Annotated in this window: 11 protein-coding genes; 6 read left to right on the top strand and 5 right to left on the bottom strand. The window is 65.1% G+C overall.

Translation table 11 applies throughout. The features are described from left to right. Positions 1 to 84 precede the first annotated feature (84 nt). Positions 85 to 1,086, top strand: coding sequence for a glutathione S-transferase family protein (locus ACFQS4_RS06815; RefSeq protein ID WP_497902892.1), 1,002 nt, complete (start codon positions 85 to 87; stop codon positions 1,084 to 1,086). A gap of 93 nt (positions 1,087 to 1,179) precedes the next feature. On the opposite strand, the gene msrB is transcribed toward ACFQS4_RS06815, so the two are convergent. The 4 genes from msrB to ACFQS4_RS06835 form a co-directional block, all read right to left on the bottom strand. Beyond that, positions 1,180 to 1,581: a peptide-methionine (R)-S-oxide reductase MsrB gene (msrB, locus tag ACFQS4_RS06820; RefSeq protein WP_497902893.1), complete on the bottom strand. Its 402-nt coding sequence runs from the start codon at positions 1,579 to 1,581 to the stop codon at positions 1,180 to 1,182. 61 nt (positions 1,582 to 1,642) lie between these two features. Continuing rightward, positions 1,643 to 1,804 (bottom strand): hypothetical protein, encoded by a 162-nt coding sequence (locus tag ACFQS4_RS06825; RefSeq protein ID WP_253433483.1) that lies wholly within the window; start codon positions 1,802 to 1,804, stop codon positions 1,643 to 1,645. A gap of 140 nt (positions 1,805 to 1,944) precedes the next feature. Next, positions 1,945 to 4,212 (bottom strand): DNA mismatch repair endonuclease MutL, encoded by a 2,268-nt coding sequence (mutL, locus tag ACFQS4_RS06830; RefSeq protein ID WP_497902894.1) that lies wholly within the window; start codon positions 4,210 to 4,212, stop codon positions 1,945 to 1,947. 3 nt (positions 4,213 to 4,215) lie between these two features. Next, positions 4,216 to 5,103: a dihydrodipicolinate synthase family protein gene (locus tag ACFQS4_RS06835; protein ID WP_497902895.1), complete on the bottom strand. Its 888-nt coding sequence runs from the start codon at positions 5,101 to 5,103 to the stop codon at positions 4,216 to 4,218. 196 nt (positions 5,104 to 5,299) lie between these two features. On the opposite strand from ACFQS4_RS06835, the gene ACFQS4_RS06840 reads away from it, so the two are divergent. The 5 genes from ACFQS4_RS06840 (at position 5,300) to ACFQS4_RS06860 (ending at position 11,464) form a co-directional block, all read left to right on the top strand. After that, the gene (locus tag ACFQS4_RS06840) at positions 5,300 to 6,538 is read left to right on the top strand and encodes an Nramp family divalent metal transporter (RefSeq protein ID WP_497902896.1); all 1,239 of its coding nucleotides are present in this window, start codon (positions 5,300 to 5,302) and stop codon (positions 6,536 to 6,538) included. Positions 6,539 to 6,651: 113 nt separating this feature from the next. Continuing rightward, positions 6,652 to 7,596, top strand: coding sequence for an ArsR/SmtB family transcription factor (locus ACFQS4_RS06845; protein ID WP_497902897.1), 945 nt, complete (start codon positions 6,652 to 6,654; stop codon positions 7,594 to 7,596). Between the two features lie 208 nt (positions 7,597 to 7,804). Next, entirely contained in the window at positions 7,805 to 8,725 is a 921-nt protein-coding gene (locus ACFQS4_RS06850) for an ABC transporter ATP-binding protein (protein WP_497902898.1), read from the top strand. Next, positions 8,722 to 9,573 carry an ABC transporter permease subunit gene (locus ACFQS4_RS06855; RefSeq protein WP_497902899.1) on the top strand — a complete coding sequence of 284 codons (852 nt, stop codon included), beginning with the start codon at positions 8,722 to 8,724 and terminating at the stop codon, positions 9,571 to 9,573. Before ACFQS4_RS06850 ends, ACFQS4_RS06855 begins: the two co-directional genes overlap by 4 nt. Before the next feature lie 109 nt (positions 9,574 to 9,682). Continuing rightward, on the top strand, positions 9,683 to 11,464 hold the full coding sequence (locus ACFQS4_RS06860; RefSeq protein ID WP_497902900.1) for a PAS domain S-box protein: 1,782 nt from the start codon (positions 9,683 to 9,685) through the stop codon (positions 11,462 to 11,464). A 93-nt stretch (positions 11,465 to 11,557) separates the two neighbouring features. On the opposite strand, the gene mutS is transcribed toward ACFQS4_RS06860, so the two are convergent. Continuing rightward, on the bottom strand, positions 11,558 to 14,233 hold the full coding sequence (gene mutS, locus ACFQS4_RS06865) for a DNA mismatch repair protein MutS (RefSeq protein ID WP_497902901.1): 2,676 nt from the start codon (positions 14,231 to 14,233) through the stop codon (positions 11,558 to 11,560). Between the last annotated feature and the right edge of the window lie 481 nt (positions 14,234 to 14,714).

Here is a 14,714-nt window from a genome sequence, read left to right on the forward strand (position 1 = left end):
CTCGAGCCACTCGTCCATCGTCGTCGCTCGAGGTGACATTGGTGTTAGCGAGGGCCTTTGTGCGAGCGCCCCCTCTATTCGATTATGAACATGCTCGTCGACGGCGAGTGGCGAACCGACGCGTCCGAGACTACGAACGAGGAGGGGGCCTTCGAGCGCCAGACGACGACCTTCCGCGACGAGGTACGGGACGAGCCGGACGCCCGCTTCCAGCCCGAAGCCGGGCGCTACCACCTCTACGTCTCCTACGCGTGCCCGTGGGCCCACCGGACGCTCCTGGTGCGATCGCTGAAGGGTCTCGAGGACGCAATCTCCGTCTCGGTCGTCGACCCCTATCGCGCCGAGGACGGCTGGCAGTTCACGCCCGAGAAGGACGGGTGCACCGTCGACCACGTCCACGGGGCGGACTACCTCCGGGAACTCTACGTGCGCGCCGACCCGGACGCGACCTGTCGCGTCACGGTGCCGGTGCTCTGGGACACGAAGGAAGACACCATCGTCAACAACGAGTCCGAAGAGATCATCCGCATGCTCGATACCGAGTTCGACGACCTGGCGACCAAGGACGTCGACCTCTACCCCGAGGGCTACCGCGAGGAGGTCGACGAGATCATCGAGGCGATCTACGAGCCGATCAACAATGGCGTCTACCGGGCCGGGTTCGCGACGAAGCAGGAGCCGTACGAGGAGGCCGTCGACGACCTCTTCGATGCGCTCGCACACTGGGACGACGTGCTCGCCGAGCAGCGCTACCTCGCCGGTGATCGCCTGACCGAGGCCGACGTCTGCCTGTTCACGACCCTCGTGCGATTCGACCAAGTATACCACACGCACTTCATGTGTAACGTCAAGTTCATTCGCGAGTTCGAGAACCTCTGGCCGTACCTGCGCGACCTCTACCAGACGCCCGGTGTCGCAGAGACGGTCGAGATGGACCACATCAAAGAACACTACTACACGACCCACCCGGACGTGAACCCGCACGGTATCGTCGCCCGCGGCCCCGACCTCGAGTTCGAGACGCCACACGACCGGGACGCGCTCGCTGGAGAGCCACCCGCGGCGCTGGCGTCGTCGCTCGACTAACCTGTCCAGTTCGCGATCGTTTTACCCTCCATTCGAATCGGTCACCGACGATTCCGCGCTCGCCGATCCGAAACGCATCGTGACTACTCGTCCCTACTCGTCCTCGAACTCGAGCGCCGCCGAGTTGATGCAGTAGCGCTGGCCGGTGGGCTCGGGGCCGTCCTCGAAGATGTGCCCGAGGTGGCCGCCACAGTTGGCACACAGGACTTCGGTGCGGTGCATGCCGTGGCTGGTGTCGACGCGCGTCTCGACCACGTCGTCGTCGGCGTCGTAGAAACTCGGCCAGCCACACCCCGAGTGGTACTTCGTGTCGGACTCGAAGAGCGTGGCTCCACAGCCCGCACACGAGTAGGAGCCGTCCTCCTCGTGATCGACGTACTCGCCGGAGAACGGGCGCTCGGTCCCGGCCTCCCGGAGAACGCGGTACTGCTCGTCGGTCAGGCGCTCACGCCACTCCTCGTCGGTCAGCGCTCGCTCGTCGGATTCCTGGCTCATAGGTCCAGTAGGGGCGTCGGACTCAAGAGTCTGTCTGCGACGGTGCGACAGGTGACGCGCACTAGCGCCCCGTCATCACGTTCGTGCTCTCGCACTCCGGACACTGGGTCATCCGCCCGAGGCCGGGCACCTCCAGGCGAACCCACGCGTCGTCACCGCCGGGCGCTTCGAAGCCGCAGTTCAGGCAGCGCGAGTGTCGACCGGAGGGGGATTGCATCGCCATACTCGAGCTATGATAGATAATGGCATAGTCGTTTTCGCGACCTCGAGTGACTCTCTTCGCTCGTGATTGGTCCGCCGGCTACCGTCGGTTTATACTATAAATTATATAGTGAGACAGAAGACGCTCTTTGTCGGACCGAATCAGGCGTGACCTGGATAATCCCGCTCGAATCGGTCCTCGAGGTCGCCGTACTCGAACTGCACGAGGACGGGGCGTCCGTGGGGACAGGCGTAGGGGTTCTCGCAGTCGTCGAGCGCCTCGAGCAGGTCCAGGACGGATCCCTCAGAGAGCGAGGTGTTGCCGGTGATCGACGGATAGCAGGCCAGGTCGGCGAGGAAGTCGTCGGCCAGCGCGTCGACCGTCTCGGCGCCCGCCTCGCGGTCGCCGTCGAGGAACGAGGCAAGGATGTCCCGGAGCTGGGCCGGCTCGAGGGTCTTCTCGAGGACGGCGGGGACCGTCGTAACGGCGACTGTGCGGTCGTCGACGCGGTCGGCGGAAAAGCCCAGGCGCACGAGCGCGTCCCGGTAGTGCTCGAAGACCTCGGCCTCGACAGCAGTGAGCTCGAGTTCGACGGGCGAGGCGAGCGCCTGGGCCGTCGGATCGTCGGCGAACGCTCGCTGGAGGCGCTCGTAGTTGACGCGCTCGTCGGCGGCGTGCTGGTCGATCAGGACGAGTCCCTCGGGCGTCTCACAGACGACGTAGGTGTCCTTCAGCTGGCCGAGTACCCGCAGGGAGGGCAAGGAGTCGTACTCGAGCGCGTCGGTGGCCGTCCCGCCCGCTAGCGTCCGCTGGTCGGTCGACGGGGTGATCGAGCGCGACGGGTCGCTCGAGGCGGCGTGTCGGGATCGGTCTCTTGCGTCTGTCGTCTCCGTTGCGTCCGTCGCGTCCGACGTATCCGACGTTCGATTCGTCTGTTCGGATGCCCTCGAGGGATCGGAACGGCTCGCCTCCAGGTCGGACGAAGGAGTCGACGGCGACGTTTCTGGCCGACTCGAGGCGTTCGTTCGTGACCCGTCCGACGACTGCCCAGTTTCGGGTGCCTCTGGTGCCTTGGAGCCGTCTGCCTGGGTTGCGGATGCCTCGCTCGAGTTGTCCCGGCGGTCGACCGAACGCGAGCCGACGGCATCGCTCGAGACCGAGGAGTTCGACGGCTCCGAACCGCTCGACTCGCCTGCCTCGGTTTCGTTAGCCGTCCCCGCGAGCGTTCCGTCCTCGTACTCGTCGGGTCCGACTGTCGCCTCGTCGGGCGCCGAGCGCCCTCTCGGCGCTCGCGAGCGGAGTAACCCGTGCTCGAGCAGCGCGTCCTCCACGGCCGACTCGACCGCCCGGCGGACGGCGTCGTCGTCGTCGAACCGAACCTCGCGCTTGCGTGGGTGGACGTTCACGTCGACGGCGTCGCCGGGGACCTCGAGGAAGAGCACGACGAAGGGGTAGCGGTCCCCGCCGAGCTGGCCGCCGTAGGCGTCCATGACCCCCTCGCGGATGGCCTCGGAGGTGACCGCCCGACCGTTGACGTAGGTCGCGAGGTAATCCCGGCTGGCCCGGTTCGTCTCCGGGTGGGAGACGGTTCCCGAGACCGTCTCGAGCGGGCCGACCGGGAGCTCCTCGGCTTCGGCCTCGACGTCGATCATCGATCGGGCGACCTCCCGGCCGTAGACCGCGAGGATGGCGGCCTGCAGGTCGTCCTGGCCCGTCGTGGCGAACACCTCGCGCCCGTCGTGGGTGAGCGAGAGCGCCACGTCCGGGTTGGCGAGGGCGTAGCGGGTGACGATCTGGTTGACGTGGGCGAACTCTGTTGCGGTGGTCTTGAGGAACTTCCGTCGGGCGGGGGTGTTGTAGAAGAGGTCCTCGACGACGACGGTGGTTCCCTCCGGGCAGCCGGTCGGCTCGACGGCGACGACGTCGCCGCCCTCGTAGACGAGTTCGGTTCCCGTCGGGGATTCGTCGGCGGTTCCGTCGGCTCGAGGACGGGTCCGAATCGTCAGCTTCGACACCGAACCGATGGTGTGGAGCGCCTCCCCTCGAAAGCCCAGGCTCTCGACGCCGCTCTCGAGGTCCTCGAGGCCCGTGATCTTGCTCGTCGTGTGCTGGCGAACCGCCCGGCGGACGTCCGTCTCGGTCATCCCGCGGCCGTCGTCGCTGACCCGGATGGACTCGGTGCCGCCTTTCTCGATCGTCACCTCGATGCGGGTGGCGTCGGCGTCGAGGGCGTTCTCGACCAGTTCCTTGACCGCGCTGGCGGGCCGTTCGACGACCTCTCCGGCGGCGATCCGGGCGACGGTGTGCTCGTCGAGTTGGTGGATGGTCGGCTGACCGTCAGTCGATCGATCGTCCGGTACTCGGTCGTCTGCGTCGTCCGAGTCGTCGGTTGGATCGTCAGATGGGGTGTCGATTGTGTCGTCGGTCATGGATCAACCCTCGAGCAGCGCGTCGGTACGGTCGGTGATCGCCTCTCGGCCCGCCTCAGGAACGGTGACGAGCGGCGGACGAACCGCGCCGGAGGGGAGCCACCCACGGTGGTCGAGGGCGGCTTTGGTCGCGGGAGCGAATCCGTAGGTTCCGCACGCCTCGAACAGCCCAGAGATCGACGCCTGGAGCGCCTCTCCGCGCTCGGTTTCGGCGGTCTCGAGCACCTCGGCGTACGCCTCCGGCGCGACGTTCGAGAGCGCGTTCACGCCGCCGTCGGCGCCCATTCGGAGAGAAGGGACGAGCAACGTGTCGAATCCCTGCAGACACAGAAATTCTTCGGGCGTCCGGCGCATCGCCGCCAGGAAGTACTCGAAGTCGCCGCTCGAGTCCTTCAGGCCGACGACGTTTGCGTGACTGGCGACTGCCTCGAGCGTCTCGAGGGCGATGGGCTGGCCCGTACACGACGGGATGTTGTAGAGGACGAGCGGGAGTGGCGACCGGTCGGCCACCGCCTCGAAGAATCGGCGGTCACCAGCGGGGTCGTTCGCCGCGTGGAAGTACGGCGGAACGACCACCGCGACGTCGGCGCCGACCTCGGCGGCCGCTTCGGCGTACTCAACCGTCTCCGGGACGCTGGTCGCGGCGGCGCCGGCGAGCACCGGCACCTCGCCGTCGGCTCGCTCCACCGTGACCTCGACGACTCGACGCCGTTCGTTGGGCGAGAGGCTCGCGAACTCGCCGGTCGTCCCGCAGGGAAAGAGCCCGTCGATGCCGCCCTCGAGGAGCGCGTCGACGAGCGACCCCAGCGATTCTTCGTCGACCGATCCCGATTCGTCGAACGGCGTCACAATCGGGCACGTGACGCCCTCGAGTGCCTGCTGGAAAGTCATGTATGGTTGTTTCTGAGCGGACGCAAAAGGGTATCGACGGGAATTCGACTGGGTTCGTGACCCTCGCAGGTGCGTCGAACGATGGTCCTGTGTGAGCGATAATTCAACGCTTTTCGGCGTTCCTTCCGGAATTGTTCTCGGTGATGTCTGTTCGAATCGCCAGTATCTATTTATTTCCTGAACGTAGCTTTGCGGTATGGTTGCAACCAACACAGAAACAGCATCGAGTCGATCCCTCTGGAATCGGATCACGGCCATCGGTCCCGCGCTCATCCTGGCGGCCGTCGTCGTCGGACCGGGCAGTATCGCGCTGAGTACGATCGCCGGGAGCCTCTACGGCTACCAGCTACTGTGGGTGCCGATAATCGCGACGATCTTCATGATCACGTACACGTGGATGGCCGCACGGATTGGCCTCGCCACCGGGGAAACGCTCCTCGAGACCGCCCGAGAGAAGTACGGGAATGGCCTCGCGACGGTTGGCGGTGTCTTCGGCTTCCTCGCTATTCTCGCGTTTCAAGCCGGGAACAACGCGGGCATCGGATTCGCGACGAACGCGTTAGTCGGCTACGACGTCAGGCTCTGGGCCGCCGTGTTCTCCCTCGCGGCGATCGGTTTCATCTGGTTGCCGAACCTGTACGACAAGATCGAACTCCTCATCAAACTCGTCGTCGGGATCATGCTCGTCGCGTTCGTCGGGACGCTCGCCATCGTCGGGTTCGACGTTCCCGCGGCTGCCGGCGGTCTGATCCCGTCGGTCCCGAACGTCGACGCGCTCTTCCTCGCGCTCGGAATGGCGGCAACGACGTTCTCGATTGCTGCCGCGGCCTACCAGACGTATCTCGTCCGGGAGAAAGAGTGGGGCCCGGACCAGCTCGCCGAGAAGGGGTCGGATAGCATTCTCGGTATCGCCGTCCTCGGGCTCATCGTGACGGTCATTATGCTGACGAGCGCGAGCGTTATTCACGGCGAGACCGATCCAGTCTTCGATGCCGTCGGCATGGCCTCCCAGCTCGAGCCCGTCGCCGGTTCGGGCGCGTTCTACCTCTTTACGCTCGGCTTCTTCTTCGCCGCGCTCTCCTCGCTGGTCGTCAACGCGATCCTCGGAGCGACGCTTCTCGCCGACGGGTTCGGTCAGGATCCGACGATGGACGGCCGACCCGTCAAGACGTGGGCGACTCTTGCCGTTCTCTTCGGCCTCGCCGTCGTGATCGTGTACCAGGAAGACCCAATCCAACTCCTTCGGATAGCGCAGGCGGTTGCCGTGATCGCGTTCCCGATCCTCGGCTTCCTGATTCTCGGCATCGCGAACGACGAGGAGTTTATGGGCCCGTACACGAACGGGTTGATCGTCAACGTCCTCGGGATCGTCGGCTACCTTGCGATCATCGGTATCGTCCTCAACTATCTGCGCGAAGTGATCACGTTCCTCTAACCCACTGTCGACCAGGATCAATCACTCACGACCTGTTTTCACCCGCGAACGGGTTGCCTCGAACTGTCAGTGACCGCTATCGTTCACGTTCCGTACGAATGCTTGTATAGGTGGTGACCACCAACGATATCGCCATGCATTCGACCGACGACGAGGGTCATATCGATCCGGCGGTCAGTGACGCCATTGACGCACTCGCGAACGACCGCCGCCTCGAGATCCTGTTCGCGCTGGCCGACCGCGAGTGGGAGGTGCAGGAGAACGGGCACGTCATGTCGTTTACCGACCTGTACGACGCGGTCGACGTTGACAGCACGTCCCAGTTCTCCTACCACCTCAAGCACCTCGTCGGCCGATTCGTCGCCGAAATGGACGGTGGGTACCAACTCACGTACGCCGGCGATAAGATCGTTCGCGCCGTTCGGTCGGGCCTGTACGAGGCGACGTTGACGTTCGAGGCCGTCGACGTCGACGGCGTGTGCCCGTTCTGTCGAGAAGCCGCGCTCGTCGCGGACTCACTCGAGGAGCGGTTCGTCGTCCGGTGTACGGCGTGTGACTCGATGCTCCTGGCCGATGCCTTTCCGCGCAGTCAGGCGGCACACCGATCGCCGTCCGAAATCGCCGAGAGTTTCGGCTGCGGCATCTGGAGTACGGCCGTCGCGGTCGACGGTGGCGTCTGCCCAGAGTGTAACGGCGTTGTCGACGCCTCCGTCGACTCCCACGAGCGCGTCGGTCTGGTCGTGCACACGGTCGACCACACCTGTCGCGAGTGTCGCACGATGATCCACCTGCCGATAGAGGTGTTCGTCGCGCTCCACCCCGCAACCGCAGCGTTCCTCCACCGACACGGCATCTCGATTCTCGAGACGCCACTCTGGGAACTGTTCGGACACTTCACGTCCAAGAACTGGACGACCGATGTCCGATCGGCGTCGCCACTCGAGGCCCGATTCGAACTCTCGTGTGGTGACGAGACGCTCGTCCTCGAGATGGGCGACGACCTCGAGGTTACCCCGGTTGCGGATACCCCGGAGATTAGTCCGGAATCGAACAAATAAGTAAAAATTGATTCGAACACGAGGATCGAAAATGCACCACAACGTTGGTGAAACCTGCGTCACGCTTGCTCAAACGTATTTGAGTAGCATCGTTGTCAATATGTAAGAACTATAACAATACTTTTCACGTCTCGAGCGAAGGCGTACGTGATGAGCGCTATTACACACGATCGCGACCGGCGACTACCCTTCGGCGGAGGGCGCTAGCGTGGCCGCAATCGAACTCGACGGACTGACGAAACGCTTCGGCGACGTCCTGGCCGTCGACGACTTCGACCTGACGGTCGAGGAGGGCGAAATCTTCGGCTTCCTGGGCCCGAACGGAGCCGGCAAGTCGACGACAATCGACATCCTGCTCGACTTCACGCGACCAACCGACGGCACCGCAACGGTACTCGGTTACGACGCGCAGAAGGAGAGCCTCGCCGTCCGCCAGCGGACCGGCGTCTTGCCCGACGGCTACCACGTCTACGACCGCCTAACGGGCCGCCGGCACCTCGAGTTCGTCGTCGAGTTGAAGGCGGTCGACGAGGACGTCGACGCCTTGCTCGAGCGCGTGGGGCTCGCCGAGGCGGCCGACCGCAAGGCAGGCGGCTACTCGAAGGGAATGCGCCAGCGACTCGTGCTCGCCATGGCGCTCGTCGGTGATCCCGATCTGTTGATCCTCGACGAACCCTCCACCGGCCTCGACCCCAACGGTGCCAGGGAGATGCGCGAGATCATTCGCCGGGAGAACGAACGCGGGACGACGATCTTCTTCTCGAGTCACATCATGGAGCAGGTTGAAGCGATCTGCGACCGCGTCGCTATCATCAACCGCGGCCGACTGGTCGCAGTCGACACTGTGGAGGGGTTGCGCGACGCGACCGAGACGTCGACGACCCTGTCGATTTCGGTCTCGAACGTCGACGACGCGCTTCTCGAGACTGTCGCTGGGCTCGAGGGTGTCACCGACGTCGCGCTCAAGGAGGGGCGACTCCGGGTGGTTCTGTCCGGCGGGTCGAAGTTCGACGTGTTGAACACGCTCGACGACGCCGGCGCAGACGTCGGAGACTTCTCCGTCGACGAATCCTCGCTCGAGGATCTGTTCGTGCGGTACACGACCGAAGATCAGGAGGTGCGAGCATGAACACGAGGTGGGCTGCCGTCGCAAGGAAGGACTTCCAGGACGCCGTGCAGTCGCGGGCGCTGTGGGCCCTGCTCGCCGCGTTCGTGCTGTTCTCGTTGCTCACGACGTACGCCTACGTCGAACTCCCCGAGGCGTTCGGGGCGGCCGGCGACGTTTCGTTCGGCGGACTGGTGTTCTTCCTGGCGGGGATCTCCAGCCTGTTCGTCGCGCTGGCGGCGATCGTCGTCTGTTACAAGTCCGTCGCCGGGGAGCGCGAACTGGGCAGTATCAAACTCCTGCTCGCGCTTCCGGTCACCCGGCGAGACGTGTTCCTCGGCAAGGTGATCGGCCGGGCCGCCGTAATCGCGGCCACGCTCGGCGTTGGATTGCTCATCGGCCTCGGATTCGGCTCCGTGTTGCTCGGAACGGTCGAGCTCGTCCCGCTGGTGACGTTCGTGCTCGCCGCGGTGGTCTTCGCCGGCGTCTACGCGGCGATCGTCGTCGGCCTCTCGGCGACCACGTCGTCGACGTCGCGGGCGACGACGCTCGCGCTCGGCTTCTTCGTCGTGTTCGAACTGGCCTGGGACGTGGTGCCGCTCGCGCTCGTCTACGTCGCGAACGGCTTCTCGCTCCCCCAGCAGATGCCCGACTGGATGTTCATCGCGACTCAGATACCGCCCTCTGCGGCGTACTTCTCGGCGCTCGTCGCACTGCTACCGGGGGTCGCCGACGAGGCCAACGCCCAGACCCAGGCCGCCGGCTTCGATGTGGCCTACGCGACGCCGACGGTCGGGTTCGCCGTGCTCGCGTTCTGGGTAGTCGTTCCGCTGGCGATCGGTTACTACCGATTCGACGGAACGGACCTCTGATCGGGCCCGGATCCGGTCGTCCGGCCCACACCTCGAGCCGAGTTGACTCGCCGCTCGCTCCACTCGTTCGGCCCTTGCACCTATATCCTCGTAGTTTGTGTCTTCTGCTATGAACGATTCGTCAGAGCTGATTTCGGTTCTTCACGTCGACGACGACCCGCACTTTGCCGATCTAGCGTCGACGTTTCTGGAACGAACCGACCCGCAGCTCGACGTCGTTTCCGCGTCGAACCCACCGGACGGACTCCAGTTGCTCGCGGAGTCGCGAATCGATTGCGTGGTCTCCGACTACGACATGCCCCACACGAACGGAATCGAATTCCTCGAGCGGCTCCGACGCGACCACCCGGAGCTTCCCTTCATCCTCTACACGGGGAAGGGGAGCGAGGAGATCGCCAGCGACGCCATTTCCGCCGGTGTCACGGACTACCTGCAAAAAGAGCGCGGAACGAGTCAGTACGCCGTGCTGGCGAACCGCATTCGAAACGCCGTCGAACAATCTCGCGCGAAGCGAGCGACCAGGGAATCTCAGACGAAACTCACACAAATCGCGGCGAAAGCCGACGACGTCCTCTACATGTTTTCCGCAGACTGGACCGACCTCCTCTTCGTCAATTCCGCCTACGAGGACCTCTGGGGGGACTCGATCGAGGCGCTGGAGGCCGACCCGAAACGATTTCTCGAGCGGATTCACCCCGACGACCGAGATCGCGTTCGGGAGGTGATGCAGACCGTCTCCGAGGGGCGTTCCGAAACGATCGAGTACCGGGTTGTGGTCGACGGTGAACGACGCTGGGTTCGAGCCGACAGCAAACCCATCCTCGATTCGACCGGCGAACCCGATCGAATCGTCGGATTTGTTCGAAACATTACGGCACAGAAACGCCGCGAAGACCAGCTTCGCTCGAGTCGGGCGCGACTCGAAGCGCTGTTCGAGAACTCACCAGACATGATCGCGGTCCACGACGCCGAAGGCAGGATCCGTGACGTGAACGACCGATTCGCCGAAGCGCTGGGATACGCGGCGGCCGACCTCGTCGGCCTGCCAGTCTGGGAGATCGACACGACTGTCGAACCCGATCAGGCCCGGGCCTTCTGGTCGGGATTGCCGACGAACGACCCCCGTCGGTTCGAGGCGGAACTCCAGCGCCGAGACGGGACGACGTTTCCCGTCGAAGTCCACTTGATCCGACTGGATCTGGATGGAAAAGACCGATTCGTCGCGATGGATCGGGACATCTCGGATCAGAAGATCAGAGAGCGCGAACTGCTCCGGCAGAACGAACGATTGGACCGGTTCGCCAGCGTCGTCTCACACGACCTCCGCAACCCGTTACAGGTAGCCCAGGGGCGACTCGAGTTGCTCGGGGCGGACTGTGAGAGCGACCACCTGGCCGATCTGGACGCTGCACTCGAGCGCATGAACGCCCTGGTCGACGATTTACTCACACTCGCTCACGAGGGCGGCGCGGCCGTTGATCTCGAAGCAGTCGACCTGACCGATCTCGCCGAGGCCTGCTGGGCTACGGTGCGGACAGAGGCCGCGATACTCGACGCCGACTCGGCGCCTGCGGTACGCGCGAACCGACAGCAGCTTCGACAGCTCCTCGAAAACCTCTTCCGTAACGCGGTCGAGCACGGCGGCGATGCGGTTACCGTGACGGTTGGCGGGCTCGAGAACGGGTTCTACGTCGCGGACGACGGCCGTGGGATCCCTGACGGTGAACGAGAGAGTGTTTTCGAGTCGGGGTACTCGACGTCAACGGAGGGGACCGGGTACGGTCTGTCGATCGTCGACCGAATTGCCGACCTGCACGAGTGGGAGCGACGAGTCGTTGAATCGTCGGCCGGTGGCGTTCGTATCGACGTTTCGAACGTCGAGACGTGCTAGAGCGATCGAGGGCTCGAGTCGTATCGGACCGTCACCTGAGACTACTGAACCGGCCGAACACACGAGGCGTACTACCCTCGTGTCGGCCCGTGCTCACTCCTCGTTCTCGAGCCGTCGTTTCCACTCCTGGACCGTTGCCATCAGCTCGACGGGTGGCGTACTGTTCACGTCGAGCGATTCGAGGTCCTCGAGGACGGCCGCGGCGTCGGGGTCGGTTGCTGGCTCCGCGTCTGCGGTCGGCTCCGGGTCGCCGCCGTCAGCGTTCGCCGGTCCCCGAAAACTCCCGCTCGAGACGTCGAACACCGTCTGAACGGGCTCGCTCGAGCCCCCGCCCTTCGCTTCGATGGCCTTCTCCTCGCGCAGGCGCTCGAGGACGTCGCGGGCGCGGTCGACGACGGGAGCGGGAACGCCCGCGAGGTCCGCGACGTGAATCCCGTAGGAGCGATCGGTCGGGCCGTCGCGAACGGTTCGCAGGAAAGTCACGTCGCCGTCGCGCTCGTCGGCCGCGACGTGGACGTTCGCCACGCGGGGCAGGTGGTCGGCCAGCCCGGTCAGTTCGTGGTAGTGGGTCGCGAAGAGCGTCTTCGCCCGAATCTCGTTGTGGAGGTACTCGGTGGCCGCCCAAGCGATGGAGATGCCGTCGTAGGTGGCGGTTCCCCGCCCCACTTCGTCCAGGATGACGAGCGACTCATCGGTTGCGGCGTGCAGGATGTTCGAGAGTTCGCTCATCTCGACCATGAACGTCGAGCGCCCCTGGGCTAACTCGTCGAGGGCGCCGACACGGGTGAAGATGCCGTCGACCAGACCGATCTCGGCCTCTCGGGCAGGGACGAAACTGCCGATCTGAGCCAATAGGACGATGCAGGCGACCTGGCGCATGTACGTCGACTTCCCGGACATGTTGGGGCCGGTCACCACCAGAAAGCCGCGGTCGGAGTCCATCGCGACGTCGTTCGGAACGAACTCGGTCGTCTGCTCGACGACGGGGTGGCGACCCTGGGTGATCTCGAGGTCCTGCCCCCGGTGGAGCACGGGACGAACCCAGCCGTTCTCGGCGGCGTGACTCGCCAGGCTCGAGAGCGCGTCGACCGTCGCGAGCGTGCGTCCGACGTCCTGGAGGAGGGCTGCTCGCTCCGCGACGTCTTGGCGAAGCTGCTGGAACAGCTCGTACTCGAGGTCGCCGCGCTGTTCCTCGATCCTGAGGATTTCGCGTTCTTTGTCCTCGAGTTCGTCGGTCGTGAACCGTTTGGAGTTCTTGAGCTGTTTGATCTCCTCGTAGTGGTCGGGCACGCCGTCGGCCGCCGACCGCCCGACCTGAATGTAGTAGCCGTCGGTCTTGTTCCGGTCGACGGTGACGTGGCTGAGCCCGTGCTGGCGCTTCTCGCGGTCGGCCAGCGTGTCGAGCCACTGCTCGAGTTCGTCGTAGCGCTCGATAAGATCGTCGAGGTCGTCGTCGTAGCCCTTCTTCAACAACTCGCCCTGGCGCACCGTCGACGGCGGGTCCTCGGCCAGCGCGTCCGCCAGCGTCTCGCGGAGGTCGGCGGCCCGTTCGCGATCGACTCGATTCACGACGGTCGACAGCGGCGAGTCGGCCAGGTCGGGCGTCGACTCGACGACTTCGACCACCCGGGGAACCAGCGCGAGGGTGTCCCGCACCGCGAGCAGGTCCCGCGCGTCTGCGCTCCCGTGAGTCGCCCGCGAGGCCAGGCGCTCGAGGTCGTAGGCCCCCCCGAGCACGTCCTGGAGTTCGTCGCGGGCGAGCGCGGCGGTGGCGAGGGCGCCGACGCTCGCCTGTCGCTCCTCGAGCACCTCGAGCGAGCGTCGGGGGCGCTGGAGCCACTCCTTGAGCAACCGCCCCCCGGCACTGGTCTTCGTGTGGTCGATAGTCGAGAACAGGGAGCCGTCGCGGTCCCCGTGCATGGTCTCGGTCAGCTCGAGGTTGCGCTGGGTGGTCACGTCGAGGGTGACGTGGTCGTCCCCGCGGTGGGTCTGGAGGCGGGTCATCGACGCGAGCACGCCCGCGCCGGTCTCTTCGACGTAGGCGAGGATGGCGCCCGCAGCGGCGAGCGCGGATTCGGGGAGGTCGAGTCGGTCGACGGTCTCGGCCCCGAAGTGGTCGCGCACCCGGTGGGCCGCCCGTTTCGGGGCGAACGCCTCCGTCTCGTGGAGGGTGAGGCGGGCCTCGAGTCGGTCGCGGAGCTGTGCGAGGAAGTCGTCGTCGGTCCGCACGTCGGGGCCGGGCAGGACCTCGACGGGGGCGAAGCGATAGAGTTCGGTCATCGCCTCGTCGACGTCCTCGGCACCGGCGACGAGGAATCGGCCCGTCGTGACGTCTGCGAAGGCGAGGCCGTACGCGGTTCGGCTTTCGGCGCTGGAACTCGAGTCCGAGCCCTGGTCCGCGACCACCGCCGCGAGGTACTGCGCGTCGGCGTCACTCGTCTCCACGAACGTCCCCGGCGTCACCACGCGAACGATTTCGCGGGCGTGGCCGTCGTCAGTCTCGTACTGGTCGGCGACGGCGACGCGGTAACCGCGCTCGACGAGCGCCTTGAGGTACGGGGTGAGGTCGGCCAGCGGGACGCCCGCCATCGGGTACGACTGGCCCTGGGATGATTTGGAGGTCACCTTGAGCTCGAGTTCCTCGCCGACGAGTTCGGCGTCGTCGCCGAAGAACTCGTAGAAGTCGCCACACTGCATCGCCAGCACGTCCGCGTCGGTGTCGGCTTTCAGAGAGAGAAACTCGCCGACGATCCCCGTCGCCTCGGTCATACTGGCTCGAGCGTGTTCCGACGAGTAAAGTCCTCCGGGTTGGGGAAGGGCTCGAGAGCGGGCGGTCGAACGAGAGGCAGGCGAATCGTTAGACTCTCGGCTCGAGTCGTCCGAGACTCGCTCCGCCGTCGAAATCTCAAACTCCAAAAGATATAGTATTGGTCTCGCAGTGGAGGTCGACCCCCGCGCACGATGTCTTTCGATGGGCGCCTCGGTCCCAATCCCTGCCGACCCTGCCGATAACAACCAGTGGCAGCGTTCGCGTCGGAACCGCTCGAGCGATCCACACACCATCAAAACGTTTTTATTCCACTCGGCGATATCCAGAGGTACGATGGTAGGTGTCTACTTTACAGGGCCGTCCGCCCGTTTCTAATTCCCACCTACCGCTCGTTGTGTCGACACGAACGTCCCAGCGAGCGGCGCACACGACGCCCAGCGGTACGAGTACGGACGCGACGATGCGAATCCGCGTACCGTT

This window comes from Saliphagus sp. GCM10025317 (assembly GCF_042663665.1).
Taxonomy (GTDB): domain Archaea; phylum Halobacteriota; class Halobacteria; order Halobacteriales; family Natrialbaceae; genus Natronosalvus.